The following is a 24,846-nucleotide window of genomic DNA, read 5'->3' as shown; positions in this document are numbered from 1 at the left end:
TATGGCAAAAATGCGAGTATATGAATACGCCAAGTCCATTAATAAATCAAGCAAAGAAGTCGTTGCGGACTTAAAGGCGAAAAATATAAACGTGAGCAACCATATGTCTGTGATTAATGACGAACAAATCAAACAGCTAGAGCAAAATCAAACAACAGGGAAAAAGGATGGGAGTATGGGGAAAAACGAAAATCAAAACCAAACAAAAGAAAAACAATCGAACGCTTCAACACGGTCCCAAAACCAAAATAACCATAAAAAAGCCCATCAACAAACGAAACAAGATAAAAGAAGTAATGGGCAAAAGCGCCAACGTCCCGGCGGGCAGCGCGCAGGAAACCAAGGACCCGGCAGAAGAGGCAAAGGCAATAAAAATCAAAAAAGGCGCGCAAAAGAAACGCCGAAAACGCCTGAAAAAATTACGTTTGCCGGAAGCTTAACCGTTGCGGAATTGGCTGAGAAATTACACAAAGAAACGTCCGAACTCATCAAAAAGCTCATGGGCTTAGGCGTCATGGCGACGAAAAACGAAGCCCTTGACAAAGCCTCCATCGAGTTGATTGCCGATGATTATGGCGTGAAAGTGGAAGAAGAAGAAATCGTCGATCCGCTGGATATTGAACGTTATGAGGAAGAGGACGACCCCGCGAACCTCGAAGAAAGAGCTCCGGTCGTTACAATCATGGGACACGTGGACCACGGGAAAACCACCTTGCTAGATGGTATCCGCAAGACGAAGGTCACCGATACGGAAGCCGGCGGCATTACCCAACACATCGGTGCTTATCAAGTGGAAGAAGGGGGAAAAAGGGTTACCTTTCTTGATACTCCCGGCCACGCGGCATTCACGACGATGCGTGCCCGCGGCGCGCAGGCGACCGACATCACCATTCTCGTCGTCGCTGCTGATGATGGGGTCATGCCGCAAACGGTGGAGGCATTGAACCATGCAAAAGCAGCGGAAGTGCCCATTATCGTAGCCGTAAACAAAATGGATAAAGAAAATGCGAATCCCGATCGTGTCATGCAAGAATTAACGGAATATGAGCTCGTCCCGGAAGCATGGGGCGGGGAGACGATCTTTGTTAACGTTTCGGCCGTGAAAGGCGAAGGCATCGATGAGCTCCTCGAAATGATCTTGCTCGTCGCGGAAGTGGAAGAGTTAAAAGCCAATCCGGAAAAACGAGCACAAGGAACGGTTGTTGAAGCGGAGCTTGATAAAGGACGGGGGCCGGTTGCAACATTGCTCGTGCAAGGGGGAACGATGAACGTCGGTGACCCTATCGTTGTCGGGTATACGCACGGTCGTATTCGGGCGATGATGAATGATGTCGGTCGACGTGTAAAAACTGCCGGACCGTCGACACCGGTGGAGATTACCGGTTTGAACGACGTACCTCAAGCCGGCGATCAATTTCTCGTATTTGCCGATGAGAAGAAGGCAAAACAAATCGGCGAGGGGCGTGCGGTCCGAGCGAAGGAAGCGCAGCGGCGTCAAACGTCCCGTGTCAGCCTTGATGATTTGTATAACCAACTTCAAGAAGGCGAAATTAAAGAAATCAACATCATCGTTAAAGCGGATGTACAAGGTTCCGTAGAAGCCGTGCGCGGATCTCTTGAGAAAATTGATGTTGCCGGCGCAAAGGTTAATATTATTCATACGGGCGTCGGAGCGGTAACGGAATCGGATGTCATTCTTGCCTCCGCATCCAACGCGGTTATTATCGGCTTCAATGTTCGCCCCGGTGCGAACGCAAAACGGACAGCGGAAGTAGAAGACGTTGACGTGCGTCTCTACCGAGTCATTTATGACGCCATCGAGGAAATTGAAGCTGCCATGAAAGGGCTTCTCGATCCGGAATATGAAGAAAAAGTAATCGGACATGTAGAGGTCCGCCAACTGTTTAAAGTGTCGCGAATCGGAACAATTGCCGGAAGTTATGTCACCGACGGCAAGGTTACGAGGGATTCAAACGTGCGCGTGCTTCGGGACGGTGTCGTTATTTTTGACGGAAAAATTTCGGCACTCAAGCGGTTTAAGGATGATGTTCGGGAAGTCAGCAACAATTATGAATGCGGCATTACGTTGGAGAATTTTAACGACTTGAAAGAAGGAGACACGATGGAAGCTTATGTAATGGAAGAAGTTCCGCGCACATGATCGGCGTCGTCCATTGTGAATGCTTCTTGCCGGATTGCTATTCCTTAAAAGAAAAACGCTCAATCTTGCAAAGTCTTATTACCCGGGTGCGCCGTTTAAATGTCTCCATTTCGGAAATGGACCATCAAGATGTATGGCAGCGTACATCCCTTTCTGTTTGCTGTATTAATAAGACCCGCAAGGTGATTGAGAAAGAGCTCGAGCATGCCCTTAAGATGATCGACGGCAGCGCAGGATTGGAATGCCATTCGGTTCAGTATGAATGGCTGTAGTGATAGAAGGAGTGTTTACGATGAGTCAAATGCGTGCCCAACGGGTCGGTGAACAAATGAAGAAAGAACTGAGCGATATCCTCATGCGGGAAGTGAAAGACCCCCGCGTGGAGTTTGTCACCGTCACAGGCGTTGACGTAACCGGGGATCTTCAGCAAGCCACGGTATATGTTACCGTGATGGGGGAATCCGAAGACAAAGAGGAAACATTGAAGGCGCTCCGCCAAGCGAAAGGATTCATTCGCTCGGAAATCGGCAAGCGCATTAACCTTCGCAAAACCCCGGATATTGAGTTTGATTTTGATGAATCGATTGCTTACGGCAATCGGATTGAAAAACTGATCAATGATCTGAAAAAGGAAGATTAGAGGGAAAAAACAATGAATGTTAGTGGCATTTTGCCGTTGGAAAAACCGGCCGGGATGACTTCACATGATTGTGTGTTGCGCGCCCGCCGCTGGTTCAAAACGCGCGAAGTCGGACATACGGGGACGCTCGATCCGGATGTCACGGGCGTTCTCCCTCTTTGTGTCGGACGGGCGACCAAACTCGTACCTATCTTAATGGAAGGCACGAAGGCGTATGAAGGCAAGATTGCATTGGGAAGCGCGACAACGACGGAAGATGCGGCGGGAGAGGTGATCGAGCGCAAAAAGGTGAGCGAAGCGATTACGGATGAGGAATTGGAACAAACATTCGCATCATTGCTTGGGGAGATACGGCAAGTCCCTCCGATGTATTCGGCGGTAAAGGTCAAAGGCAAACGACTCTATGAGTATGCGCGAGCGGGAGAAACTGTTGAACGCCCGGTCCGCTCGGTTACGGTTTATGCATTTGACCAGACCGGGAATGAAATGTGGTCACCGGACCGGGATCATCTTTTGATCCCTTTTTCGGTTATTTGTTCGAAAGGGACCTACGTACGAACGCTCGCGGTAGAAGTTGGAAGACGCCTCGGGTATCCCGGCCATTTATCGCTGCTAAAAAGAACGATGAGTGCAGGCATCGGGCAAAACGCGTGCGTGAGCATTCCGGAAATGGACGAGCGCTCGCAAAATGGACGTGCCGAGGAATCCCTGTTGCCCGTTGAATATGTACTCCGGGATTACCCTCACTACGAAGTCAGCGACCGGGAATTACAAAAAATCAAAAACGGCGCTGTTCTGCCGGCAAATGATTATCCGCGATCGAAGCGGATCGTGTTTACAAAAGAACGCCAAACCCTTGCGATTTACAAACCGCATCCTCGCAAACAAGGCATGATCAAACCGGATGTAATGATGGAAGTGGATGTGGGGAGATAGATGTGGGAGGTGAGAGGTGAGACCTCTCACCTTTCACCTCCAGTATGAGGAGGCCGAAGATATGGAAGTGGAATATTTACAGGCGGAATTAACAGCTGACGAACGCGAATCACGCCCTCCCATCGTGCTAGCGCTTGGATATTTCGATGGGGTTCACGAAGGGCATCAAAAAGTGATTCGGACTGCAATTGCAGAAGCGGAAAAAAGAGACGTCGAGGCTGCTGTATTAACGTTTCATCCTCACCCGCGCACGGTTCTTTCCAAGGATTATGAAGGGACTGATTATCCCGAATTAACCCCTTTGCCGGTAAAAGAATCGCGCATACGTGAATTGGGTGTTCATCGGCTCATTGTCGTCACTTTCGACAAAACACTCTCCTCTCTTTCGCCCCAGCAATTTGTTGATGGTTATATCCTTCCGCTTCATGTCGTTCATGCCGTTGCCGGTTTTGATTTTTCTTATGGTCAATACGGGAAAGGCAACATGGAAACATTACCTTCCCATGCCCATGGAAAATTTGCGACGACAGCTGTTACAAAATGGGAGAGAGAAGGAGAAAAAGTAAGCTCCACCCGTATTCGTCAACATATAGAATCCGGGGAATTGGAGCAAGCAAGCTATTTACTGAAACGCCCCCATACGGTGTATGGGGTAGTCGTGGAAGGAGATAAGCGCGGACGGGAGATGGGGTTCCCGACCGCGAACATAGCGCTCGATGATACCTATGTATTGCCGCCAATCGGAGTGTTCTGCGCGTATGTGCAAATCGATGGAACGGATTACCCGGCTGTATGCAGTTTCGGGTACCGTCCGACGTTTCATGACCGGCAACCGGAGCCACTGATCGAAGCCCATCTTCTTTCTTTTCATGAAACGATTTACGGGAAACGCGTACAGATGAAATGGTTAACGATGCTCCGCCCTGAAATAAAATTCGATTCCACAGACGCACTGGTCACCCAAATGGAAACTGACAAGCGCGCGGCTTATCGTTATTTCGAAATAATCCCCGGTCTATGAAAAGAAAAATCGAACGAACACTTGCATTCTCGTAAAAAAAAATGTATTGTATTCGATGTGGTCTGTTTCCCGGGCCATTACTGCCATTTGCTTGGCTTACACGCGCCACCGGCGGTAAGCGAGGGAAATGGAGAAATAAAAAGGAGGTGGAAAGGATGGCTATTAGTCAAGCACGTAAACAAGAACTTGTCGATACGTATAAAGTGCACGATTCGGATACCGGATCTCCGGAAGTTCAAATCGCTATCCTTACGGAACAAATCGTCGAATTGAACGAGCATTTGCGCACCCATAACAAAGATCACCATTCACGTCGCGGTTTGCTCAAAATGGTCGGGAAGCGCCGAAACTTGCTCACGTATCTGCGAAACAAAGATATTACAAGGTATCGTGATATTATCCGCAAGCTGGGACTACGTCGATAAACAGAGGCTGTAAGGGGAGGAGGTTTCTTCCCCGGAGGCACTCGTTGCTATCAGCGCTCCCCGCCGTTGCTAGGATGGGATAAAACAAAAAGCGGGGGGTTGATCCCGCTTTTTTTTCAAAGAGTATATAGAAAATGTATTCGCGAAAAGACAAAAAAGGAGGTATATACATGGAAGAAGAACAACAAATATTTTCCCTTGATGTCGGCGGCCGCACGATGTCTTTTGAAATTGGCAAACTTGCCAAACAGGCGAATGGCGCGGTACTTGTAAAGTATGGCGATAGTGTCGTGCTCACCACCGCGACCGGCTCGAAAGAACCAAAAGACTTGCCATTCTTCCCATTAACGGTGAATTATGAAGAGCGTTTGTATGCAGCCGGAAAAATTCCCGGCGGATTTATTAAACGGGAAGGAAGGCCATCGGAAGCCGCTACATTAACGAGTAGGCTTATCGACCGACCGATTCGTCCGTTGTTCCCCGATGGTTTCCGAAATGATCTCCAAGTGATCAGTACGGTGATGAGCGTGGATCAGGACGCATCTCCGGAAATGGCGGCAATGGTTGGGTCTTCCTTGGCACTTTCGGTATCGGATCTACCGTTTGCAGGCCCTGTCGCCGGCGTGGATATTGGTCTTGTGGACGGGGAGTTCGTCGTTAACCCGACAAGCGCGCAAGCGGAATTAAGCGAAATGGAATTAACGGTAGCGGGAACGAAAGAAGCCATTAACATGGTTGAAGCGGGTGCAAACGAAGTAGCCGAAGAAAAGATGTTGGAAGCCATTTTATTTGCCCATGAGGAAATTAAAAGAATTGTCGCTTTTCAAGAAGAAATCGTCGCTAAAATAGGCAAAGAGAAGATGGAAGTGACGTTGAAACAACCGGATGTTGATTTGGAAACAGACGTCCGGCATCAAGCGGAGGGACAATTGAAAGAAGCTGTGCTCGTCAAAGAAAAACATGCCCGTGATGTTGCCATTAAAGAGGTGGAAGCATCCATCCTCGCCAACTTTGACGACGACTATCATGAAGATGTAAAGGAAATTTTGCAAAGCCTTCTCAAAAACGAATTTCGCCGTTTGATTACGAAAGAAAATATTCGCCCCGATGGACGAGGCCGGGAAGACATTCGGGATCTTTCTTCCGAAGTTCAGCTTTTGCCACGTACTCACGGATCGGGATTATTCACGCGCGGGCAAACACAAGCTCTCAGCGTTTGTACGTTGGGTGCCCTCGGAGACGTACAAATCATCGATGGTCTCGGCGAGGAAGAATCGAAACGGTTTATGCACCATTACAATTTTCCGCCCTTTAGCGTGGGGGAAACAGGCCCGATGCGAGCACCCGGACGCCGGGAAATCGGACACGGCGCGCTTGGCGAGCGGGCATTGGAAAGAGTGATTCCCGATGAGGACGCGTTTCCGTATACGATCCGACTCGTTTCCGAAGTGTTGGAATCCAACGGTTCCTCATCACAGGCCAGCATTTGCGCGAGTACACTCGCGATGATGGATGCCGGTGTTCCAATCAAATCACCGGTTGCCGGAATTGCCATGGGGCTTGTCAAAGAAGATGAGGACGTAACCGTGTTAACCGATATCCAAGGAATGGAAGACGCTCTCGGGGACATGGACTTTAAAGTGGCCGGAACCTCCGAAGGGATAACCGCTTTGCAAATGGACATTAAGATCGAAGGAATCACTCGTGAAGTGTTGAAAGAAGCCTTGGATCAAGCCCGTAATGCCCGTATGCAAGTGTTAAAAAGCATGCTCGATGTGATCAGCACATCACGGCCGGAATTGTCCGCTTACGCACCGAAAATTCTCACGATGCATATTAAGCCGGACAAAATTCGCGATGTGATCGGACCGAGCGGGAAAATGATTAATCAGATTATCGAAGATACAGGCGTGAAAATTGATATTGAACAAGACGGCACCGTCTATATTTCTTCAACGGATGCAAGCGCGAACGAAAAAGCGAAAAAGACGATCGAAGATATCGTCCGCGAAGTTGAAGTCGGGCAAACCTACGAAGGCAAAGTGAAACGCATTGAGAAATTCGGGGCATTCGTGGAATTGTTCAAAGGAAGGGACGGACTCGTCCACATTTCCCAACTGGCGAAAGAGCGTGTGAACAAAGTAGAAGATGTTGTAAAGATCGGGGACACGATTAACGTGAAAGTCACGGAAATCGATAATCAAGGGCGCGTAAATCTATCCCGAAAAGTGTTGCTAAACGAAGAATAATTGATCAGCAAGAGAAACTTGGTCGAACAACCAAGTTTTTTTACTGTTTTTTTGCTCGGGCAACCGCTGCGGAAAAACACTACGCTTTCCCACAGGAGTCCCCATGTTTTTCCCCCGCTAGCTAGTTGTCATTATCCCATCTACTCATATATTATAACCATTGAGTTTATGTTGACCTGTTTTTGCATTACATTGACGTCCATCACATAACATAACGCTTTAACTCTCGCATAAAATGGGACGAGGGGTGAGCGAAATGATGTTTAAAACGAGGTTTTTGCAACTGTTCATAGGCCTTCTCGTTGTCATTGTAGGCTTTACCGCTTGGCAGCTTCCACATACATCGGAGGATACCGTCGATACATGGACAGAAGAAGCAGAAGAGTTGCAGACCGAAGAAAGCGCAGAAGACATTCGCCAGCAGATTCAAGAGGCGGAAGAGGCGTTCAATGAACCTCCCATTGATGCTTTCATTGATGACGTTTGGAAAGGAATTCCCGGTTATAACGGTCGTACGATTGATGTTTCGGAGTCATATGAAAACATGAAAGAACATGACCGTTACGCCGAAGAACTTCTTGTTTTTCGTGATACGGTCCCTGAAGTGTCTTATGAAGATTTGCCACCAACACCATTTTATAAAGCAAACCCGAACAAGCCGATGGTTGGTTTTGTTATAAATGTTGCCTGGGGGAACGAGCATCTTCCGACCATTTTGAACGAGTTAAACGAACAGGATGTACAGGCAACGTTTTTTCTGGATGGATCGTGGGTACGAGACTACCCCAGGATCGCCCGCATGATTAAGGAAGAAGGCCATGAAATAGGCAATCATGCGTATTCCCATCGTGATATGGCTTCTTTATCCTCGGAAGAAATAAGAAATGAATTGGAAGAGACGAATGAAGTGATTGAAGCAACGTTAAATGAACATCCGCAATGGTTTACGCCACCGTCGGGAAGTTTCAGGAATGAAGTGGTGGAAATCGCCCACGAACTGGGCATGTATACTGTGCTATGGACCGTCGATACGATTGATTGGCAAAATCCCGATCCGGATGCTATGGTGGAACGAGTAACGAATCAAATACACCCGGGAGCGACCGTCCTTATGCACCCGACAGAACCGACAGCCGAAGGCATCGGCGCGATGATTGAGCAGATTCGGGATCAGGATTTGGAGATAGGTACGATCTCTTCGGTCATGAGCGAAAATCGGGTGAGCGGACCACAAAGACCATCAGAGGAAGAGGAGGACGATGAGCTATTGTTCAACGAATGAATTTGCCAAACGGGCTGCGCCTCGTTTATGAACCGATGGAACATGTCCGTTCGCTTTCCATCGGCATTTGGATTTACACAGGATCGCGGGATGAAAAGGAAGAAGAAAACGGCATGTCCCATTTTCTTGAACATATGTTGTTTAAGGGAACAAAAAAACGGTCGGCAACCGAGATTGCAGAAAGCTTTGACCGTATTGGCGGGGATGTCAATGCTTTTACGGCGAAAGAATATACATGTTTTTATGCAAAAGTGATGGATAAACACGGGAAAGAAGCCTTGGATATTTTAAGTGACATGTTTTTTAACTCTGTTTTTGATGAAGATGAATTGGCAAAAGAACGAAATGTCGTTCTTGAAGAAATCCGCATGGTCGAGGATACAGCCGATGATGTTGTGCATGATGACCTCGACGCCGTCGCTTACGGAGACCATCCATTGGGGCGACCAATTCTCGGTACGGAAAAAACGGTTCCCACGTTTAGCCGTGACCAATTATATGATTTTATTCATACTCATTACCGGCCTGATAACGTTGTCTTATCGATGGCGGGAAAAATAGATAATGAATTGTTATCCTTTGCAAAATCTCAATTTTCCGGGTTCTCGGCGACCATGGCTCCCTCGGTTTCCGAAACACCGCCTGTGTTGCTTAACAAAAAGCAAGCACGGTCAAAAAGGATCGAGCAGGCCCATCTGTGCCTTGGTTTTAGCGGGATTCCGGTCTGTGATGATGAACTTTATGCAATGGTCTTATTCAATCAATTATTGGGAGGGAGCATGAGCAGCCGCTTGTTCCAGGACATCCGGGAGCAACGGGGGCTTGCGTACGCGGTGTTCTCCGATCATGTAACGTATCGTGACGGAGGGATGTTGACGGTTTACGCGGGAACTGCTCCCACGCATGTAGACGAAGTTTTAGAGGCGGTTTTATCGATGGTTGAGCGCTTTGCAAACGAACAGGTGGATGGCAAAGATCTGGAGGATGTTAAATCGCAAGTTCAAGGCAGCATGGTCTTGGGATTGGAAAGCACGAGCAGCCGTATGAGCCGAAACGGAAAAAATGAGTTAAGCCTTGGGAGGCACCCTTCGCTTGATACGGTAACCGAACGCATAGATGCCGTGACAAGCGGAGAAATTCAAAAAGTTGCCCGAAACCTTTATGAGAAAGATTACGCCCTCTCGATCATAAGCCCGGACGGAAAATTACCGAAAGGTCGTTCTAAATTGTCGCCGTTGGCATAGATTTTTACAGAAAGCGGCTTGTGCGGCCACCGTTATCACCTAACAAGGGGGATCGTATGCGATTAAGCGAAATGAGCGCCAAAGAAATCGTTGACTTTGAACAAGGCGAACGCCTTGGTGTTCCCGGGCGTTTAGATGCCCGCGTCAATGCTTCGACCGGTGAAATTGAAGCTTTCTTGTTTCCGACAACGAGATGGAGTCCATTCCGAAAAAATGAAGAAACGCTCGAGATTCGCTGGCATCATATTCATACGATTGGTGAAGATATGATTATCGTCAATCGTTCGGTTTGAGAGACCCCTGCTGGGGTCTTTTTTGGTAGGTAAAAAAGTATAAACTTTCTTACCTACATAAGTGCAACTAAGGCTTTTTGCCATAAAAGCTTGGTGAAATTTCTTAGGTGCTGTAATGGGTACTTGGTTGCGAGCATTTCGGGCGTACGCGCCGGCGGTTTTGCCGCTCGAACGGAGGGCATACAATTGCGGGTTAGGACCCGAACAGCAGTGAAAACCAGGTTAAAGGGTCACTAACCGAGTCATTAGCACCCGAACAGAGGCAAAAAACACGCTCGAAGGGTCACTAATCATACAATTAACACCCGAACAGCGGGGGCTAACCGATTAAAGGGTCACTAATCGTGTCATTGGTATCCGGTCAGCGGTAAAAATCAACACGAAGCAACGCTGATCGTAACTGAACATAATAGGCACCACTCCCTTGACTAAGGTGCCTGAAATGTGTTGATAGGGCTCTTCTTATTTTTTCTTGGAACCATTAATCCTGTCAATTTCTATCCAGGAATAGAAATTGATATTCCTTTGCACTTCGCAGAATGGTTGTTTCGTTATCTCCCTCGTGGCCGCAACCGGCACATATCCATTTTCTCTCTTTGTCGGACATAAATGTTGCGCATTGAATGCAAGTTACACCTTTTTTCCGGAAAGCACGTATTTTCGCAATATCGTAAGGGCAATTCCACGAAATGTACTTCCTCTGATAAGCCGTTGGTGAAATGATGAAAAACCTCACGGAACTGTGCACCTGCTCATAATCTATAGGGCAGTGGTCAAAAGGAGGTGGAGATCATCGAACATGTTGCAGTCATCGGAGGAGATCGTCGCCAAGTTGAACTCGTGCATCGACTAAAAAAAAGCGTTGACCATATTTCGGTGGTCGGATTTGACCAGCTTTCCTTCGCGGATGCCAATGTTACTGTCCATACATTATCAGACATTCATTGGGGGCAATTAAGCGCCATCCTTTTCCCCGTCAGTGGTGTGAACACGGACGGAGAGGTAGAGGCGCAATATGCACCGGAACCGCTTATCGTCACACGCGAAATGCTTGCAAAAAAACCAAAAAACTGCATTATTTTCACCGGCATCAGGACGGAATTCTTAAATAATTTGGGTGAAAACCTCGTCTGTTGGATGGAAAGGGACGATGTCGCTGTCTACAATTCCGTTCCGACAGCGGAAGGGGCATTGATGCTGGCGATGCAGCACACATCGGCCACCATTCACAACGCAACTGTGGTTAACCTCGGTTTTGGCCGTTGTGGCGTGACGATTGCCGATCTTTTTCAATCCGTTGGAGCAAAAGTAACCGTCGTGACGGATGATGATAAGGAAAAGGCAAGGGCCTACCAGGCAGGCCATCGCGTGAAAAGCCTATGCATGATGCATGCGGAACTTGCTTGTGCCGATATTTGCATCAATACCATCCCTGCGCCCGTGCTTGCAAAAGATACATTGCCTTATGTGAAGGAAAGTTGCTATATCCTTGACATCGCAAGTCGTCCCGGAGGCATTGATATGGAAACTGCCGGCCAACTCGGGTTACAAGCGCAAGAAGCGCCGGGTTTGCCGGGAAAAGTGGCTCCTGAAACGGCTGGAGAGATCCTCGCCATCGTGACGTTGGCAATATTGAAATCGGAGAATAATAAGAAAGGATGATAAAAATGATGCTCGACGATAAACGGATCGGATTTGGCTTGACAGGGTCCCATTGCACGTTGGAAGAAGTGATCCCGATGATCAATGGCCTGAAAGACGAAGGAGCGGAAGTAATTCCTTTTGTCAGTCATACGGTGCAAACAACGGAGACAAAATTTGGTACGCCGAATCATTGGTTGGATTCGATCGAAAAGGCGGCCGGCCGTGAAGTGGTGAACTCCATCCCGAAAGCAGAACCCTACGGTCCGAAGACGCCGCTTGATGCCATGTTAATCGCGCCCATGACCGGAAGTTCCATGAGCAAGTTTGCCAACGCGCAAACCGACTCCCCGGTATTAATGGCGGCGAAAGCAACATTGAGAAACAGTTCCCCTGTCGTTTTGGCCATTTCCACAAACGATGCGCTTGGGTTAAATGCCAGTAATTTGGCAACATTGCTGCAAATGCATCATGTGTACTTTGTTCCGCTCGGCCAGGATAACCCGTATAAAAAACCGACTTCTCTGGTGGCGAGAATGGAAGATATACCGCAAACCATTGAAGCAGCGATACGTGGTGAACAATATCAACCGCTTTTCATAGAAAAGTTCAATGATTAATCGCTCACAGCTGTTGCCAAAATGCCGATATTCTTTTATTTTAAGAAAAGAGGATTAAATGTAGCAATCGACCGAGGAGGTACCTAAAGAATGACGAAAAATCAAACATTTAACGTAGCTCTGGTTGGAGCAACGGGAGCAGTTGGGCAACAGATGTTGAAAACGCTCGTCGACAAATCATTTCCGATTCGCTCGCTGAAACTGTTATCATCCCCGCGTTCAGCCGGGAAGAAAATTGAATTCAACGGAGAAACGCTTACGGTTGAAGAAGCCACCCCCGAACAATTCGAAGGGGTAGACATCGCGCTTTTTTCCGCCGGGGGGGCCGTTTCGAAAAAATTGGCACCGGAGGCAGTGAAACGGGGAGCGGTCGTGATCGACAATACGAGCGCTTATCGCCAGGATGAAGAAGTGCCGCTCGTCGTCCCTGAAGTGAACGAGGACGATCTTCACAAGCACCAAGGCATTATCGCCAATCCAAACTGTTCCACGATCCAAATGGTCGTGGCACTTGAGCCGATCAAAAAAGCTTATGGCTTGAAAAAAGTCATTGTCTCCACCTATCAAGCCGTTTCAGGCGCAGGATTAGGCGCTGTCGATGAAATGTATGAGCAAACACAGCAAATTTTAAATGAGGAAGACATTTCCCCGGAGTTGCTTCCGGTTTCCAAAGATAAAAAGCATTATCAAATCGCGTTTAACGCGCTTCCTCAAATCGATGTTTTCCAAGATAACGGGTATACGTTTGAAGAAATGAAAATGGTCAACGAGACGAAAAAAATTCTCCGCGACTCGTCTCTCGCCGTATCGGCAACGTGTGTGCGTTTGCCTGTGGAAACCGGCCACTCGGAATCCGTGTATGTGGAAACGGAAAAGGGTGGCGCGACGGCAAAAGATGTGCAAGGGGTGCTCGCGGAAGGCGCGGGGATCACCTTGCAAGATGACCCGGCCACGCAGACGTACCCGCTTGCCACCGAAGCAAAGGGGCTTCCGGATGTTTTTGTCGGACGTGTGCGCCAAGATCTTGATGCGGAAAATGGCTATCACCTTTGGGTCGTTTCCGATAACTTGTTAAAAGGAGCAGCGTACAACTCGGTGCAGATTGCGGAAAGTCTCGTCAAATTAGGAATTATCGGCCTATGAGAATTACGGTGCAAAAATATGGCGGAACATCCGTCCAATCGGAAACGTTGCGCCAAAAAGCTGCCGGCCACGCCAAAAGCGCGGTGCAGTCCGGGTACAAAGTCGTCGTGGTCGTCTCCGCAATGGGTCGCATGAATGACCCCTATGCCACGGATACGTTGCTAAACTTAATATCCGAAGGAGACAAAGCGTTGCCAAAACGCGAACGTGACATGTTGCAGTCTACCGGCGAAGTGATTTCCTCTGTAGTCTTTACGAACCTTTTGATTTCCGAGGGCTTGAAGGCCTCGGCACTTACTGGCAAACAGGCCGGATTTCGCACGACAGAAGACTTTGGAAGCGCCCGTATAACAGAAATGGATACACGTCATTTGCTCAAGCGTTTGGAAGAGGTGGATGTCGTTGTCGTTGCCGGTTTTCAGGGAGAATCGGCAAGCGGGGAAACGACAACGTTGGGGCGTGGCGGGAGCGACACTTCCGCAACTGCGCTCGGTGCAGCTTTGCAGGCAGAATCCGTGGATATTTTCACCGACGTTGACGGCATTATGACCGCTGATCCGAGAATCGTAGGGGATGCGCGGCCAATGAAGACGTTGACGTATACGGAAGTCTCCAATTTGGCTCATCAAGGAGCGAAGGTGATCCATCCAAGAGCCGTGGAAATCGCCATGCACGCAAAAGTCCCGATTCGTATTCGCTCACTCGCTTCCGATTCCAATGGCGGGACGCTCGTTTCTTCTGCTCATACACATGCCCCGGGCAGCGATATTAGGGAAAGCCTCATAACCGGTATTACGTATGTGCGCGGGATTACGCAAGTGATTGTGCCAAAGCGGCAGGAGGATATGCAGGCGGCTTCGACGATCTTTGCGCGCATGGCAGCGGAAGGGATTAGTGTCGATTTTATCAATATTGATCCAACATCGGTGGTATTTACCGTTCCGGATGAAAAAAGCAAACGCGTGGAACAAAAGCTTCATGCGCTGAACTATCCCGCTAGGTTATTGCAAGGATGTGCCAAGGTTTCAGCGGTCGGAGCCGGAATGACCGGCGTTCCCGGAGTCGTGTCGCGGATTACGAGCGCGCTTTATGAAGCGGGGATTGATATCCTGCAAGCAACGGATTCCCATACGACCATTTGGGTGCTCGTCCGTGAAGAAGAGATGAACGGGGCCATTAACGCGCTACATGGCGTGTTCAACTTAGCCGAAAGCCAGTGAACGATAACTTTCGAATAGGAAACGTCGCGGGAGAAGAGGTTTTTAATGCCTCTTCTTTTTTAATTTCGTTCAAGCTTATGTAAAAAAACACAGTCATTCCGCTTGTCTTGATGTCGGCAATTAAGGTATACTAACTAGCAGTTCATTCGTTCGGGTACATCAAGCTGTGAACGCGGAGAATAAGTGGGAAGAATAAACGGAGCTACTTCCCCCCATATCCGGCATCCAGAATGAGTAACCAAGCAAGCACATCGTTTTGACGGACAACGATGGTCAACATATTAATTAGGAGGAACTGATATTGCCGAAGCAAGAAGAGACAAATAAAGTACGTGTTTTTGCCTTGGGCGGACTAGGTGAAACAGGCAAAAATATGTATGTAGTGGAAGTGAACGACGAAATCATCGTTTTGGACGCGGGTCAAATGATCCCGGAAGATGATATGCTCGGCGTCGACGTTGTTATTGCCGATATATCCTATCTCGTCCAAAATAGTGATCGTGTGAAAGGAATTATACTCTCCCACGGGCACGAAGATCATTGCGGCGCTTTGCCTTATGTTTTACGAAAACTCCAAGTGCCCGTATACGGAACAAAACTAACCCTCGGCCTTATTGAAGGGGAGCTGAAAGCCCAGCATTTGCTAAAGAAGACGGATTTAAAAACGGTTTCTTCGGGCGATAAAGTGAAAATCGGGAATGTGAAAGCTGAATTTTTCAGGGTGAGCCACAGCATTCCCGATTGTGTCGGTGTTGCCATTGAAACGCCGCAAGGGTATGTCGTGTACACCGGTGATTTTAAATTTGACCAGACCCCTGCAGATCACAAATTTGCCGACATCGGTAAAATGACACAGTATGGAAAAAAAGGCGTCCTTTGTTTACTGTCCGATAGCACAAACGCGGAAATCCCCGGTTCAACGCCTTCGGAAAAAGCAACGGAGCCGGGAATCAAGGCCGTGTTTCGAGAAGCGCCGGGTCGAGTGATCGTCAGTACGTATGCATCGAATATTTACCGCATCCAACAAGTCATTGATGCAGCCATGGAAACGAACCGAAAAGTTGCGGTGGTCGGTGAGTCGATGAAGAAAAACATCCAAATTTCCAAGCGGCTCGGTTATTTGCGAGTCCCCAAACAATTGATGGTCAACGTCGATGAATTGTCCAAACACAACGGGGAAAATATCGCGATCCTTTCCTCGGGTAGCCAAGGAGAGCCTACCTCCGGGTTGCATCGCATGGCGAAAGGAACCGACCGTCAGCTTTCGATTATGCCGAAGGATACCGTCGTGATTTCGGCAAGCCCGACCCCGGGAAAGGAAAAATCAATTGGAAGAGTCGTGGATTTTCTTTACAGAGTCGGAGCCGAAGTCGTTCACTCCGATAAAAATGTGAATGTATCCGGACATGCCAGCCAGGAAGAACTTATGCTCATGCTCAATCTCATGAAACCGCGCCATTTTATCCCGATTCAAGGGGAATACCGAATGCAAATCGCCCACGGGAATTTGGCGAAGACGGCCGGTGTCCATCCCGAACGAATCCATTTGCTGCAAAACGGAGAAGTGTTGCAGCTTGAAGAAAAAAATGCGACGAAAAGCACGAAAGTCCAAGCCGGAAATGTACTCGTCGACGGACTCGGCATCGGCGATGTGGGAAATATCGTATTGAGAGACCGGCGTTTGTTATCCAAGGATGGCATTCTTGTTGTCGTAGTCACATTGAATAAAAAAACCAATGCTTTCGTTTCGGGTCCTGACATCATTTCCCGCGGATTCGTTTATGTTCGTGAATCCGAAGAGTTGCTGGATGAAGCCAAACAAAAGGTGGCCGAAACGTTACGCGAGTGTATGGATGACAACGTAAACGAGTGGTCATCCCTGAAAAGCAATATTCGCGACGTTCTCAGCCGTTATCTTTTTGATAAAACGAAACGGAGGCCGATGATTTTGCCGATTATAATGGAAGTGTGAATAGAAGCCACTTCGAATCGGAGAAAAGCTTGCTCCCATGAAGGAGCAAGCTTTATTTATAGAAGCCAAAATGGCCTGGGGTGAGGAGTCGTATCTTCGGCAGGTCGTGATGTCCTAAGTCCTCGTTTTTCAAATTGGCGGTCCATTTCCCCAAGCATCGTTTCGTATTGTTTTTTATCCAATCGGCCGTCGGCATAATAAAAGCAGGCAAGCGCATAAGCGAGGGCGGTTGTCTCAACGTTAACCGTTACATCAACATCCGAGTTTCCGCTGTCGTTCACCAACGAATTGGACTCCACCTGTGGGATAACGTCACTTCGTCTATACACGATTTATCCCCCCCTTGATCGAGAAAGATACAGAGGTGCTAAAACAATAGCACCTCGCATACCTCTCTCTTGTTCCCGCGATTAACATCTTTTCCCGTGTTTTCCCTCGTCAGCCTCCGAATCCACGTTTACATTTACATAAGCGTTCCCGCTGCCTTTAACTTCTGAATGGCTAACATTGTAGTTCTTATCTTTTAGGATATTATCGTTATCAAGGTGATTGCGGTTTTTATTATCGTGGTTGTTTTTCCCATGATTATGCTCGTTGCTTCCTCTATGATGGCAACACATTCGAATCCCCTCCTTCTATTGAATATACAGACATGATATGAATGTAGCATTTCTTTGTCTGGATGAGCGTCCCTAGGTTTTGGAAAATGTATGCGATCCAATTTCAGGCCTTATGCATGAATAAGCAAATACTCTCCAATAATAAAAAGGCATAAGGAGGCAGGAAATATGGCAGAACAACAAGAACCAAACCAACCGAACGAGCAACCGAATAAACAGTCCGATGAAACTGCGCAAGGGCTCGTGGACAAAATTCAGGCGCTAGGGCAAACGAACGTTCCAAAAGCCAACTCGGATGTTCATGTGATCACGGTAATCGGACAAATTGAGGGGCATATGCAATTGCCGCCGCAAAACAAAACGACGAAGTACGAGCATATTATTCCCCAGTTGGTTGCGATTGAGCAAAATCCAAACATCAAGGGACTTTTGCTCGTGCTAAATACCGTCGGCGGTGACGTGGAAGCAGGTTTGGCGATCGCGGAGATGGTGGCGAGCATGGATAAGCCTTCGGTAACAATCGTGCTCGGTGGCGGGCATTCCATCGGTGTTCCCATCGCGGTCGCGGGTGATTACTCCTTTATTGCCGAAACAGCAACCATGACCATCCATCCCATCCGTTTAAACGGAATGGTCGTCGGTGTGCCGCAAACATTTGAATATATCGAGGAAATGCAGGAACGCATCATTCAGTTTGTAACGACTCATTCTAATGTGGATGATGATAAGTTTCGGGAATTAATGTTTGCCAAAGGAAACCTTTCCAGAGATATCGGTACGAATGTGATCGGCAAAGATGCCGTCGATCATGGATTGATCCATTCCCCCGGGGGTGTGGGGCCGGCCATTCGCAAACTGAATGAACTTATCCGCGAAAAAGAAGCGGAACAAGGAGAGATGCTACAATGACCATCTACACACACCTCCCTCTCGAAGATGTGATGGCAGAAAAAAACGACACGGAAGTGAAATATAAAGACACTCCATCCGGCACGGTTGTATTGCAGAAGAATGAAGAGGGAACTTGGATTGTTCAACGTTTGGTAAGCCCGGATCCAAATGACTATTTACAAGATGAGTACCAACCGGGCAGCAGATGGGATAGCGAAGAATAGAGGTACAGGGTTGGAAATTCCAACCTCACAAAATAAAGACGGAATAATCAAAATAATAAAATCGTTTAAGCCCGTGCGTCTGTCCTTTTATCGAAACATGACTTTAAAACATAAAAAGCACTCAGGCATGAAAAGTGAATACCAATGCTTAGTATCAGAATAGTCATAGGGGTTCGGTTTTGAGGACCCTATGTGTTGCCCGGGTCCCAAATGAGTCCTCAAGAAAGGGTTTAGTGAACTCATACTGTATCCCGAGCGCCAAATGGTCCGCAGATGCAACAAAAAACGATAGGCTCAACATCCTTTTCACCTTTCCATGGGGTGTCGCAAAAAGCTCTAGAATGAAAAAGCCGTGAAGAATGTTTCGGATCTATGTTATAATAGGCAAGTGTTGCCATTGAGCGCAAGAAGTGACATCAATTTAAAAATACATACGATACCATGAAGGGAGTTCAGGAAGGAGGGGATAGTTTGGCGGCCAAAAAGAAAAAACGCAGAAGAAAGAAACAGCAGGAATGGACGAGCCAACTGAAATTTGAAGTATCGGGATTGATTCTCCTCGCTCTCGCCGTGATCGCCACGTTTACTTATGGTCCGGTAGGCACGATTATCATTCAGCTTTTTCGTTTTTTTACCGGAGAATGGCATCATTTTTTAACTGTCGTTTTATACGCGTTTGCCCTTACGCTTATTTTCCGGCGCGCCTTTGTGAGCTTTTGGTCCCGTCGCTTGGCGGGCGTTTATACGATTATGTTCACCATTCTGCTTTACAGCCATTTAGGCCTCTTCGAAAATTTGGCAAGCAGTGGCCCTTTTCAGGATGGTTCGGTTATTATGAACACATTTCGGCTTTACACGATGGATTTGACCGGACAAGCCGATGATCTCGGCGGGGGGATGATCGGGGCGGTAGGGTACGCGGCAGGAACATTTTTAGTTGATGTGCCCGGCACTCAAGTGATCGCTATATTGCTCGTCGTGATCGGATTTATTTTGTTAAGCGGCAAGTCATTAAAAGAAAGCGGAACGTGGGTCTATGGACGTATAAAAGCTGCTGCCGCCCCGCTTGCCGGATCCATCCGGAACTTTCGTACAAGCCGCCAATCGGGAAGCGGGAAAGCCGCAAAATCCCAGGTAACCGCTAATGAAGCAAAAACACAAACGGCATCAGGAAAAGAAGCTACGCAACCTAGCGGGGCACAAAAATCCAATGAAAATAAGGACGATCGCCCGGTCATTCATAATTTCCAGGAACAGGCGACTCGGGAAACGCCGACGAAATCGGCAAACGTACAGAAAAAGCCGTCGGCAGAAAAGAAAACGGAAGACAGCGAAACGGCTCCGCTGTTAACCTCGGGAACGACCAACGAAGATTATCGGTTGCCGGCTTTGAAGTTATTGAGCGCGCCCGTTCAAAACAAACAGACGAATGACCGCAGCCATGTCTCTTCAAATGCGAAAAAACTGGAAGATACATTGCAAAGTTTCGGAGTGCAAGCACAGGTGAACGAGGTCCATTTGGGACCCGCGGTCACAAAATACGAAGTACAACCGGCGACCGGCGTCAAGGTGAGCAAAATTGTCAGCCTCACCGATGACATTGCTTTGGCTCTGGCGGCAAAAGACATACGAATTGAAGCGCCGATTCCGGGAAAGGCCGCTGTCGGAATAGAAGTCCCCAATCAGGATATTTCGATGGTTACCTTGCGTGAAGTGCTGGAATCGGATAAAGCGCAAAATTCCCATGTGTTATCCGTCGCTTTAGGCCGGGACATTTCCGGGGAACCGATGACGGCCGACCTTCATAAAATGCCGCATATGCTCGTTGCCGGAGCGACAGGAAGCGGGAAGAGTGTTTGCATCAACGGGATTGTCACTAGCATACTCATGAAAGCGAAGCCCCACGAAGTCAAACTAATGATGATCGACCCGAAAATGGTGGAGTTGAACGTGTATAACGGCATCCCCCATTTGTTAACGCCGGTCGTTACCGAGCCGAAAAAAGCAGCACAGGCATTGAAAAAAGTCGTCGCGGAAATGGAGCGCCGTTATGATCTTTTTTCCCATAGTGGCGCTCGAAATATTGAGGCGTATAATGACATGATCCGGAAGCAAAATGAAGGGGAGGAAGAAGAGCAACAAAAGTTACCTTATATCGTCGTGATCGTCGACGAATTGGCAGATTTGATGATGGTGGCTTCCGGCGACGTAGAAGACGCGATTACTCGTTTGGCACAGATGGCAAGAGCAGCGGGCATTCATATGATCATTGCTACCCAGCGTCCGTCGGTTGATGTCATTACCGGCGTAATCAAGGCAAATATCCCATCGCGCATTGCTTTTGGCGTTTCCAGCCAAACAGATTCCCGTACGATTTTAGATGCGGCCGGGGCTGAGAAATTGCTCGGGCGCGGGGATATGTTATTCATGCCGGTTGGTGCAAACAAATCGACGCGGATCCAAGGGGCATTCATATCGGATAATGAGGTTGAAGCGATCGTAAATGACGTTGTCGAACAACAAAAGGCCGCGTATCAGGAAGAGATGATGCCGGAAGAAGTGCCGGAAACAAGTGCCGAACCGGAAGATGAACTTTATTACGATGCCGTCGCTCTCGTCGTCCAAATGAATTCCGCGTCCGTATCCATGTTGCAACGCCGTTTTCGCATCGGATACACAAGAGCCGCCCGACTCGTTGACGAGATGGAAGCGCAAGGGGTCGTTGGGCCGTACGAAGGGAAAAAACCTCGGGAAGTTTTATATCAGCCGCCCGACAACGAAGATTTAACGAATGTGAAATAAGTCATTCGTTTAAGGCTAAAGAAAAGGTGATAGAATGGCAGAGGCAGAACAATTCAATGCCGGTGGCTTGCGTGTTCATTGGCAACCGAGCGACACATTCAAAACGACGACGATCGTTCTGCACGTGAAGGCTCCATTGGAGGCCGAGACGGCAGCTGCGCGCACGCTTCTCGCGCATGTGCTGCAAGCAGGAACCGAAGCATTCCCAAGCCGTAGGAAAATCCGTTATTTTCTGGATGATTTATATGGCGCAACGTTCTATGCAGATGTAGGAAAAAAAGGGGAAAACCACGTGCTTACCTTCGTGATGGAGGTGGCAAGCGAACGGTATTTACAAAACGAATCCCCCCTTCTTCCCAAAGCGTTGGCGTTTTTGTTGTCGGTCATTCAAAAGTCATACCGCTCGGAAGACGGCTTTAGTGAAGCAATTATTCAAGAAGAAAAGCAGGCGCTCATGCAACGGATTCGAAACATTGCAGATGATAAAACACGCTATGCGAATATCCGTATGCTGGAAGAGATGTGCGCGAATGAGCCGTTTGGCCTCCACCCTTTCGGTTCCGCCGAAGAAGTGGGAGCGATTACCGATCAGGAGCTCCAAAAGGCTTATGAACGCATGCTTCAGAGTGATCAATTTGATTTGTTTGTGACAGGACCGGGGACGAAAGAAGAAATTACCGACGCCATTCATTCCACGGGGCAGAACGTTGCAGCGGGGGACCCTGTCGAAACAACGCCAACGATTCAAGACGCACCGGCACAGGTGAATGAAGTGGTGGAAAAACAATTCATCCAACAGGCAAAATTACATCTCGGTTTCAGAGTCCCTTACACAGTCGGATCAAGCGAATACACGGCCGTTCTCGTGACAAACGGAATACTGGGTGCCTATCCGCACTCCAAATTGTTCGTGAACGTCCGGGAAAAAGAAAGCCTCGCTTATTACGCGGCTTCCCGTTACGAACCTTATAAAGGGATTCTTTTTGCCATGGCCGGCATTGCGCCCGATCAATACGAAAAGGCCGTCCGGATTATGAAAGAGCAGCTGGAAGCCATGCAGCGCGGGGAAATAACCGAGGAAGAGTTAACGACGACGAAGCAAATGCTTAAAAATCAAATCTTGGAACAAGTGGACAGTGCCCGCGGGGCAATCGAAATGAATTATCAAAATGTGCTTAGTGGCGCAAACAGAACAGTGGACGATCGTCTCCGGGAAATCGATACCGTAGATATGGAAACCGTCATTTCCGTGGCCAAAACGATTCAACTGGACACGGTCTACTTGTTGACCGGCGAGGAGGGGACAGCTTAAATGGAAAAACAGCATTACGAGCAAATCGATGAAACGATCTATATGGAAACGTTGAGCAATGGATTAAAAGTGTACGTATTGCCAAAACCCGACCACAATAAGACGTTTTCTATTTTCACGACCGATTACGGTTCCATCGACCAAGCGTTTACTCCAATAAACAGTGATCAGATGATGCACGTCCCGGATGGCATCGCCCATTTTCTCGAACATAAACTTTTTGAAGATGAAGATGGTGACGCGTTTGACACGTTCAGCAAGCGCGGAGCTCAGACAAATGCGTTCACCAGTTTCACGAGAACCGCCTATTTATTTTCTAGCACGAGTAAGGTAGAGGAAAATGTGGAAACGTTGTTGGACTTTGTGCAGACCCCGTATTTTACCGAGGAAACGGTAGAGAAAGAAAAAGGGATCATCGGCCAGGAAATAAACATGTATAACGACGACGCCGACTGGCGCTTATTTTTTGGGCTGATCGGCGCGCTTTATAAAAATAATCCGGTGCGTATCGATATTGCCGGAACAGTAGAGTCCATCGATGACATTACGAAAGATTTGCTCTATACGTGCTATCAAACCTTTTACCATCCTTCCAATATGGTTTTGTTCGTTGTCGGCCCTGTGGATCCCGAGGAAACCCTTCAACTCGTCAAAGCCAATCAGGAAAAGAAATCATTTCCGGAAGCGGATACGCTCGCGCGCACGTATGGATCTGAGCCTGAGGAAAGTTTCGAGCGGGAAAAATCAATAGAGATGAACGTGCAAACGCCGAAATGTTTGCTTGGGTTTAAAGAGCCCAACGAGGAATATCCGCTTTCCGGGCTCGCGTATGAATTAGGAGTGCAACTTCTCTTGGATGTGATGTTCGGCCTTGGATCGAGCACCTATGAAAAATTGTATAAAGAAGGCATAATTGACAATAGTTTTTCCGCTGATTTCACGATGGAGCGTTCGTTTGGGTTTTCCGCCATCGGAGGCGATACGAAAGATCCCGATCGGCTCGTTTCCTTGTTGGAAGAAACGGTAGACGCCTATAAACAACAGGGCTTACGGGAAGAAGAAGTGCAGCTCGCCAAAAAACGGAAAATCGGGACGTTCCTAAAACAATTGAACAGCCCCGAGTTCATCGCGACGCAATTCACTCGCTATGAGATGAACGGGGATGCCCTTTTTGAAGTTGTGCCAACCCTGGAAAAAATGAGCATCGATGACTTGGAAAACATTTTGCATCGGCACTTCCGCTCCGAAAGAAGTTCTGTCGTGAAAGTGGAAGGCTCCGGTTCATGACGACCACATTGATTACGGGAAGCAGCGGAGGCATTGGCGCCGCCGTTGCAAAGGCGCTCGCTGCTCCCGGGCAACATCTGTATCTGCACTACCATCAAGGGGAGAAAGAGGCAGAGAAAGTGCGTGCATACTGTGAAAAACAAGGGGCAAGCGCCCATTTAGTGTGCGCGAACTTGCAAGCCGATGAAGGCATCGCCGTTCTTTTCGCAAGTGTGCATGACCCGGTTGACCACCTTGTTCTCGTAAACGGCCAAGCTTACTACGGACTATTTACAGACATGGATGACCGGGAGTTGGTTGATTTATTTACGCTGAATGTAACGGCCCCGATGCGCATCGTTAAACATTTTCTGCCCTCTATGATTAGCCGAAAATACGGCCGCGTCGTCGCCATTTCCTCCATTTGGGGCGATGTGGGGGCAGCGCTTGAAGTAGCATATTCCGCGGCAAAGGGTGGGCTGAATCAATTCGTCCGCGCCCTCTCCAAAGAAGTAGCGCCGTCCAACGTCACTGTTAACGGGGTGGCGCCGGGAGTGGTGGATACGAAAATGATGAATGCGTTTAGCAGCGAAGAGAAAGCGGAATTGCAAGCTGCCATCCCTGCCGGACGTTTCGGAACCCCTGAAGAAGTGGCAGGCGCTTGTTCGTATTTGCTAAGCCCGGAAGCAAGTTATATCAATGGGCATATTCTTTCCGTGAACGGGGCCTGGGGCGGTTAAAACCGAATTGGGAGGAAGGAAGCGCCTAATGTCACCATGAAGCGGTCATGAAGCCTGAAAACAGGGGCCCCGGTTCATTTCGGTCGCCAAGAGACGTTCATGAAGCCCGAAACCATAAGCTCCGAATCGTTTCGGTCGCCAAGA

General features: G+C 48.2%; 23 protein-coding genes. 21 read left to right on the top strand and 2 right to left on the bottom strand.

All coding sequences use genetic code 11. The features are described from left to right. Position 1: 1 nt before the first annotated feature. The 15 genes from infB (at position 2) to HUG15_RS12725 (ending at position 16,847) form a co-directional block, all read left to right on the top strand. On the top strand, positions 2-2,161 hold the full coding sequence (gene infB / locus HUG15_RS12795; protein ID WP_200123473.1) for a translation initiation factor IF-2: 2,160 nt from the start codon (positions 2-4) through the stop codon (positions 2,159-2,161). Continuing rightward, positions 2,158-2,433 carry a DUF503 domain-containing protein gene (locus tag HUG15_RS12790; RefSeq protein WP_200123472.1) on the top strand — a complete coding sequence of 92 codons (276 nt, stop codon included), beginning with the start codon at positions 2,158-2,160 and terminating at the stop codon, positions 2,431-2,433. The genes infB and HUG15_RS12790 overlap by 4 nt, the downstream gene beginning before the upstream one ends. Positions 2,434-2,453: 20 nt before the next feature. After that, a complete protein-coding gene (gene rbfA, locus HUG15_RS12785) occupies positions 2,454-2,801 on the top strand; it encodes a 30S ribosome-binding factor RbfA (protein WP_200123471.1) in 348 nt (115 codons plus the stop codon). Positions 2,802-2,813: 12 nt separating this feature from the next. Beyond that, positions 2,814-3,737: a tRNA pseudouridine(55) synthase TruB gene (gene truB, locus HUG15_RS12780; protein ID WP_200123470.1), complete on the top strand. Its 924-nt coding sequence runs from the start codon at positions 2,814-2,816 to the stop codon at positions 3,735-3,737. Positions 3,738-3,798: 61 nt separating this feature from the next. Further along, positions 3,799-4,758, top strand: a complete 960-nt coding sequence (gene ribF / locus HUG15_RS12775; RefSeq protein WP_200123469.1) for a riboflavin biosynthesis protein RibF — start codon at positions 3,799-3,801, stop codon at positions 4,756-4,758. Positions 4,759-4,913: 155 nt separating this feature from the next. Beyond that, entirely contained in the window at positions 4,914-5,183 is a 270-nt protein-coding gene (gene rpsO / locus HUG15_RS12770; RefSeq protein ID WP_200123468.1) for a 30S ribosomal protein S15, read from the top strand. 170 nt (positions 5,184-5,353) lie between these two features. Beyond that, complete coding sequence (gene pnp / locus HUG15_RS12765) at positions 5,354-7,432, top strand: polyribonucleotide nucleotidyltransferase (protein ID WP_200123467.1); 2,079 nt, start codon at positions 5,354-5,356, stop codon at positions 7,430-7,432. Positions 7,433-7,688: 256 nt separating this feature from the next. Further along, entirely contained in the window at positions 7,689-8,714 is a 1,026-nt protein-coding gene (locus HUG15_RS12760; protein WP_246516334.1) for a polysaccharide deacetylase family protein, read from the top strand. After that, positions 8,699-9,958 carry a M16 family metallopeptidase gene (locus HUG15_RS12755; RefSeq protein WP_425504055.1) on the top strand — a complete coding sequence of 420 codons (1,260 nt, stop codon included), beginning with the start codon at positions 8,699-8,701 and terminating at the stop codon, positions 9,956-9,958. The genes HUG15_RS12760 and HUG15_RS12755 overlap by 16 nt, the downstream gene beginning before the upstream one ends. Positions 9,959-10,014: 56 nt before the next feature. Beyond that, positions 10,015-10,251, top strand: coding sequence for a YlmC/YmxH family sporulation protein (locus HUG15_RS12750; RefSeq protein ID WP_114370763.1), 237 nt, complete (start codon positions 10,015-10,017; stop codon positions 10,249-10,251). A 783-nt stretch (positions 10,252-11,034) separates the two neighbouring features. Beyond that, positions 11,035-11,913: a dipicolinate synthase subunit DpsA gene (gene dpsA / locus HUG15_RS12745; RefSeq protein WP_200123465.1), complete on the top strand. Its 879-nt coding sequence runs from the start codon at positions 11,035-11,037 to the stop codon at positions 11,911-11,913. Between the two features lie 5 nt (positions 11,914-11,918). Continuing rightward, a complete protein-coding gene (locus HUG15_RS12740) occupies positions 11,919-12,512 on the top strand; it encodes a dipicolinate synthase subunit B (protein ID WP_200123464.1) in 594 nt (197 codons plus the stop codon). 90 nt (positions 12,513-12,602) lie between these two features. Then, positions 12,603-13,655 carry an aspartate-semialdehyde dehydrogenase gene (locus HUG15_RS12735; protein WP_200123463.1) on the top strand — a complete coding sequence of 351 codons (1,053 nt, stop codon included), beginning with the start codon at positions 12,603-12,605 and terminating at the stop codon, positions 13,653-13,655. Further along, positions 13,652-14,875, top strand: a complete 1,224-nt coding sequence (dapG, locus tag HUG15_RS12730; RefSeq protein ID WP_200123462.1) for an aspartate kinase — start codon at positions 13,652-13,654, stop codon at positions 14,873-14,875. The genes HUG15_RS12735 and dapG overlap by 4 nt, the downstream gene beginning before the upstream one ends. 301 nt (positions 14,876-15,176) lie before the next feature. After that, positions 15,177-16,847: a ribonuclease J gene (locus HUG15_RS12725; protein WP_200123461.1), complete on the top strand. Its 1,671-nt coding sequence runs from the start codon at positions 15,177-15,179 to the stop codon at positions 16,845-16,847. 56 nt (positions 16,848-16,903) lie between these two features. On the opposite strand, the gene HUG15_RS12720 is transcribed toward HUG15_RS12725, so the two are convergent. Further along, positions 16,904-17,176: a hypothetical protein gene (locus tag HUG15_RS12720; RefSeq protein WP_200123460.1), complete on the bottom strand. Its 273-nt coding sequence runs from the start codon at positions 17,174-17,176 to the stop codon at positions 16,904-16,906. 81 nt (positions 17,177-17,257) lie between these two features. Next, on the bottom strand, positions 17,258-17,467 hold the full coding sequence (locus tag HUG15_RS12715; RefSeq protein ID WP_200123459.1) for a hypothetical protein: 210 nt from the start codon (positions 17,465-17,467) through the stop codon (positions 17,258-17,260). 168 nt (positions 17,468-17,635) lie between these two features. Here HUG15_RS12715 and HUG15_RS12710 point away from each other — a divergent pair, with 168 nt between their 5' ends. The 6 genes from HUG15_RS12710 (at position 17,636) to ymfI (ending at position 24,702) form a co-directional block, all read left to right on the top strand. Then, on the top strand, positions 17,636-18,376 hold the full coding sequence (locus HUG15_RS12710; protein WP_200123458.1) for a ClpP family protease: 741 nt from the start codon (positions 17,636-17,638) through the stop codon (positions 18,374-18,376). Further along, positions 18,373-18,582, top strand: a complete 210-nt coding sequence (locus HUG15_RS12705; protein WP_200123457.1) for a YlzJ-like family protein — start codon at positions 18,373-18,375, stop codon at positions 18,580-18,582. The genes HUG15_RS12710 and HUG15_RS12705 overlap by 4 nt, the downstream gene beginning before the upstream one ends. A 471-nt stretch (positions 18,583-19,053) precedes the next feature. Further along, entirely contained in the window at positions 19,054-21,384 is a 2,331-nt protein-coding gene (locus HUG15_RS12700) for an FtsK/SpoIIIE family DNA translocase (RefSeq protein WP_246516333.1), read from the top strand. 34 nt (positions 21,385-21,418) lie between these two features. Then, the gene (gene yfmF, locus HUG15_RS12695) at positions 21,419-22,696 is read left to right on the top strand and encodes an EF-P 5-aminopentanol modification-associated protein YfmF (RefSeq protein ID WP_200123455.1); all 1,278 of its coding nucleotides are present in this window, start codon (positions 21,419-21,421) and stop codon (positions 22,694-22,696) included. Further along, positions 22,697-23,983 (top strand): EF-P 5-aminopentanol modification-associated protein YfmH, encoded by a 1,287-nt coding sequence (gene yfmH, locus HUG15_RS12690; RefSeq protein ID WP_200123454.1) that lies wholly within the window; start codon positions 22,697-22,699, stop codon positions 23,981-23,983. It abuts the gene before it with no gap. Beyond that, positions 23,980-24,702: an elongation factor P 5-aminopentanone reductase gene (gene ymfI / locus HUG15_RS12685; protein ID WP_200123453.1), complete on the top strand. Its 723-nt coding sequence runs from the start codon at positions 23,980-23,982 to the stop codon at positions 24,700-24,702. The genes yfmH and ymfI overlap by 4 nt, the downstream gene beginning before the upstream one ends. Positions 24,703-24,846 lie beyond the last annotated feature (144 nt).

Origin of the sequence: Salicibibacter cibarius, from assembly GCF_016495725.1 — a bacterium.
Classification (GTDB): domain Bacteria; phylum Bacillota; class Bacilli; order Bacillales; family Marinococcaceae; genus Salicibibacter; species Salicibibacter cibarius.
Note: the sequence above shows the minus strand (reverse complement) of the source record. Positions and strands in the feature narration are given on the sequence as shown.

Coding starts and splice junctions, on each gene's coding strand:
- infB (WP_200123473.1), top strand. CDS start 2: ATGGCAAAAATGCGAGTATATGAATACGCCAAGTCCATTAATAAATCA.
- HUG15_RS12790 (WP_200123472.1), top strand. CDS start 2,158: ATGATCGGCGTCGTCCATTGTGAATGCTTCTTGCCGGATTGCTATTCC.
- rbfA (WP_200123471.1), top strand. CDS start 2,454: ATGAGTCAAATGCGTGCCCAACGGGTCGGTGAACAAATGAAGAAAGAA.
- truB (WP_200123470.1), top strand. CDS start 2,814: ATGAATGTTAGTGGCATTTTGCCGTTGGAAAAACCGGCCGGGATGACT.
- ribF (WP_200123469.1), top strand. CDS start 3,799: ATGGAAGTGGAATATTTACAGGCGGAATTAACAGCTGACGAACGCGAA.
- rpsO (WP_200123468.1), top strand. CDS start 4,914: ATGGCTATTAGTCAAGCACGTAAACAAGAACTTGTCGATACGTATAAA.
- pnp (WP_200123467.1), top strand. CDS start 5,354: ATGGAAGAAGAACAACAAATATTTTCCCTTGATGTCGGCGGCCGCACG.
- HUG15_RS12760 (WP_246516334.1), top strand. CDS start 7,689: ATGATGTTTAAAACGAGGTTTTTGCAACTGTTCATAGGCCTTCTCGTT.
- HUG15_RS12750 (WP_114370763.1), top strand. CDS start 10,015: ATGCGATTAAGCGAAATGAGCGCCAAAGAAATCGTTGACTTTGAACAA.
- HUG15_RS12740 (WP_200123464.1), top strand. CDS start 11,919: ATGATGCTCGACGATAAACGGATCGGATTTGGCTTGACAGGGTCCCAT.
- HUG15_RS12735 (WP_200123463.1), top strand. CDS start 12,603: ATGACGAAAAATCAAACATTTAACGTAGCTCTGGTTGGAGCAACGGGA.
- dapG (WP_200123462.1), top strand. CDS start 13,652: ATGAGAATTACGGTGCAAAAATATGGCGGAACATCCGTCCAATCGGAA.
- HUG15_RS12715 (WP_200123459.1), bottom strand. CDS start 17,467: ATGTGTTGCCATCATAGAGGAAGCAACGAGCATAATCATGGGAAAAAC.
- HUG15_RS12710 (WP_200123458.1), top strand. CDS start 17,636: ATGGCAGAACAACAAGAACCAAACCAACCGAACGAGCAACCGAATAAA.
- HUG15_RS12705 (WP_200123457.1), top strand. CDS start 18,373: ATGACCATCTACACACACCTCCCTCTCGAAGATGTGATGGCAGAAAAA.
- yfmF (WP_200123455.1), top strand. CDS start 21,419: ATGGCAGAGGCAGAACAATTCAATGCCGGTGGCTTGCGTGTTCATTGG.
- yfmH (WP_200123454.1), top strand. CDS start 22,697: ATGGAAAAACAGCATTACGAGCAAATCGATGAAACGATCTATATGGAA.
- ymfI (WP_200123453.1), top strand. CDS start 23,980: ATGACGACCACATTGATTACGGGAAGCAGCGGAGGCATTGGCGCCGCC.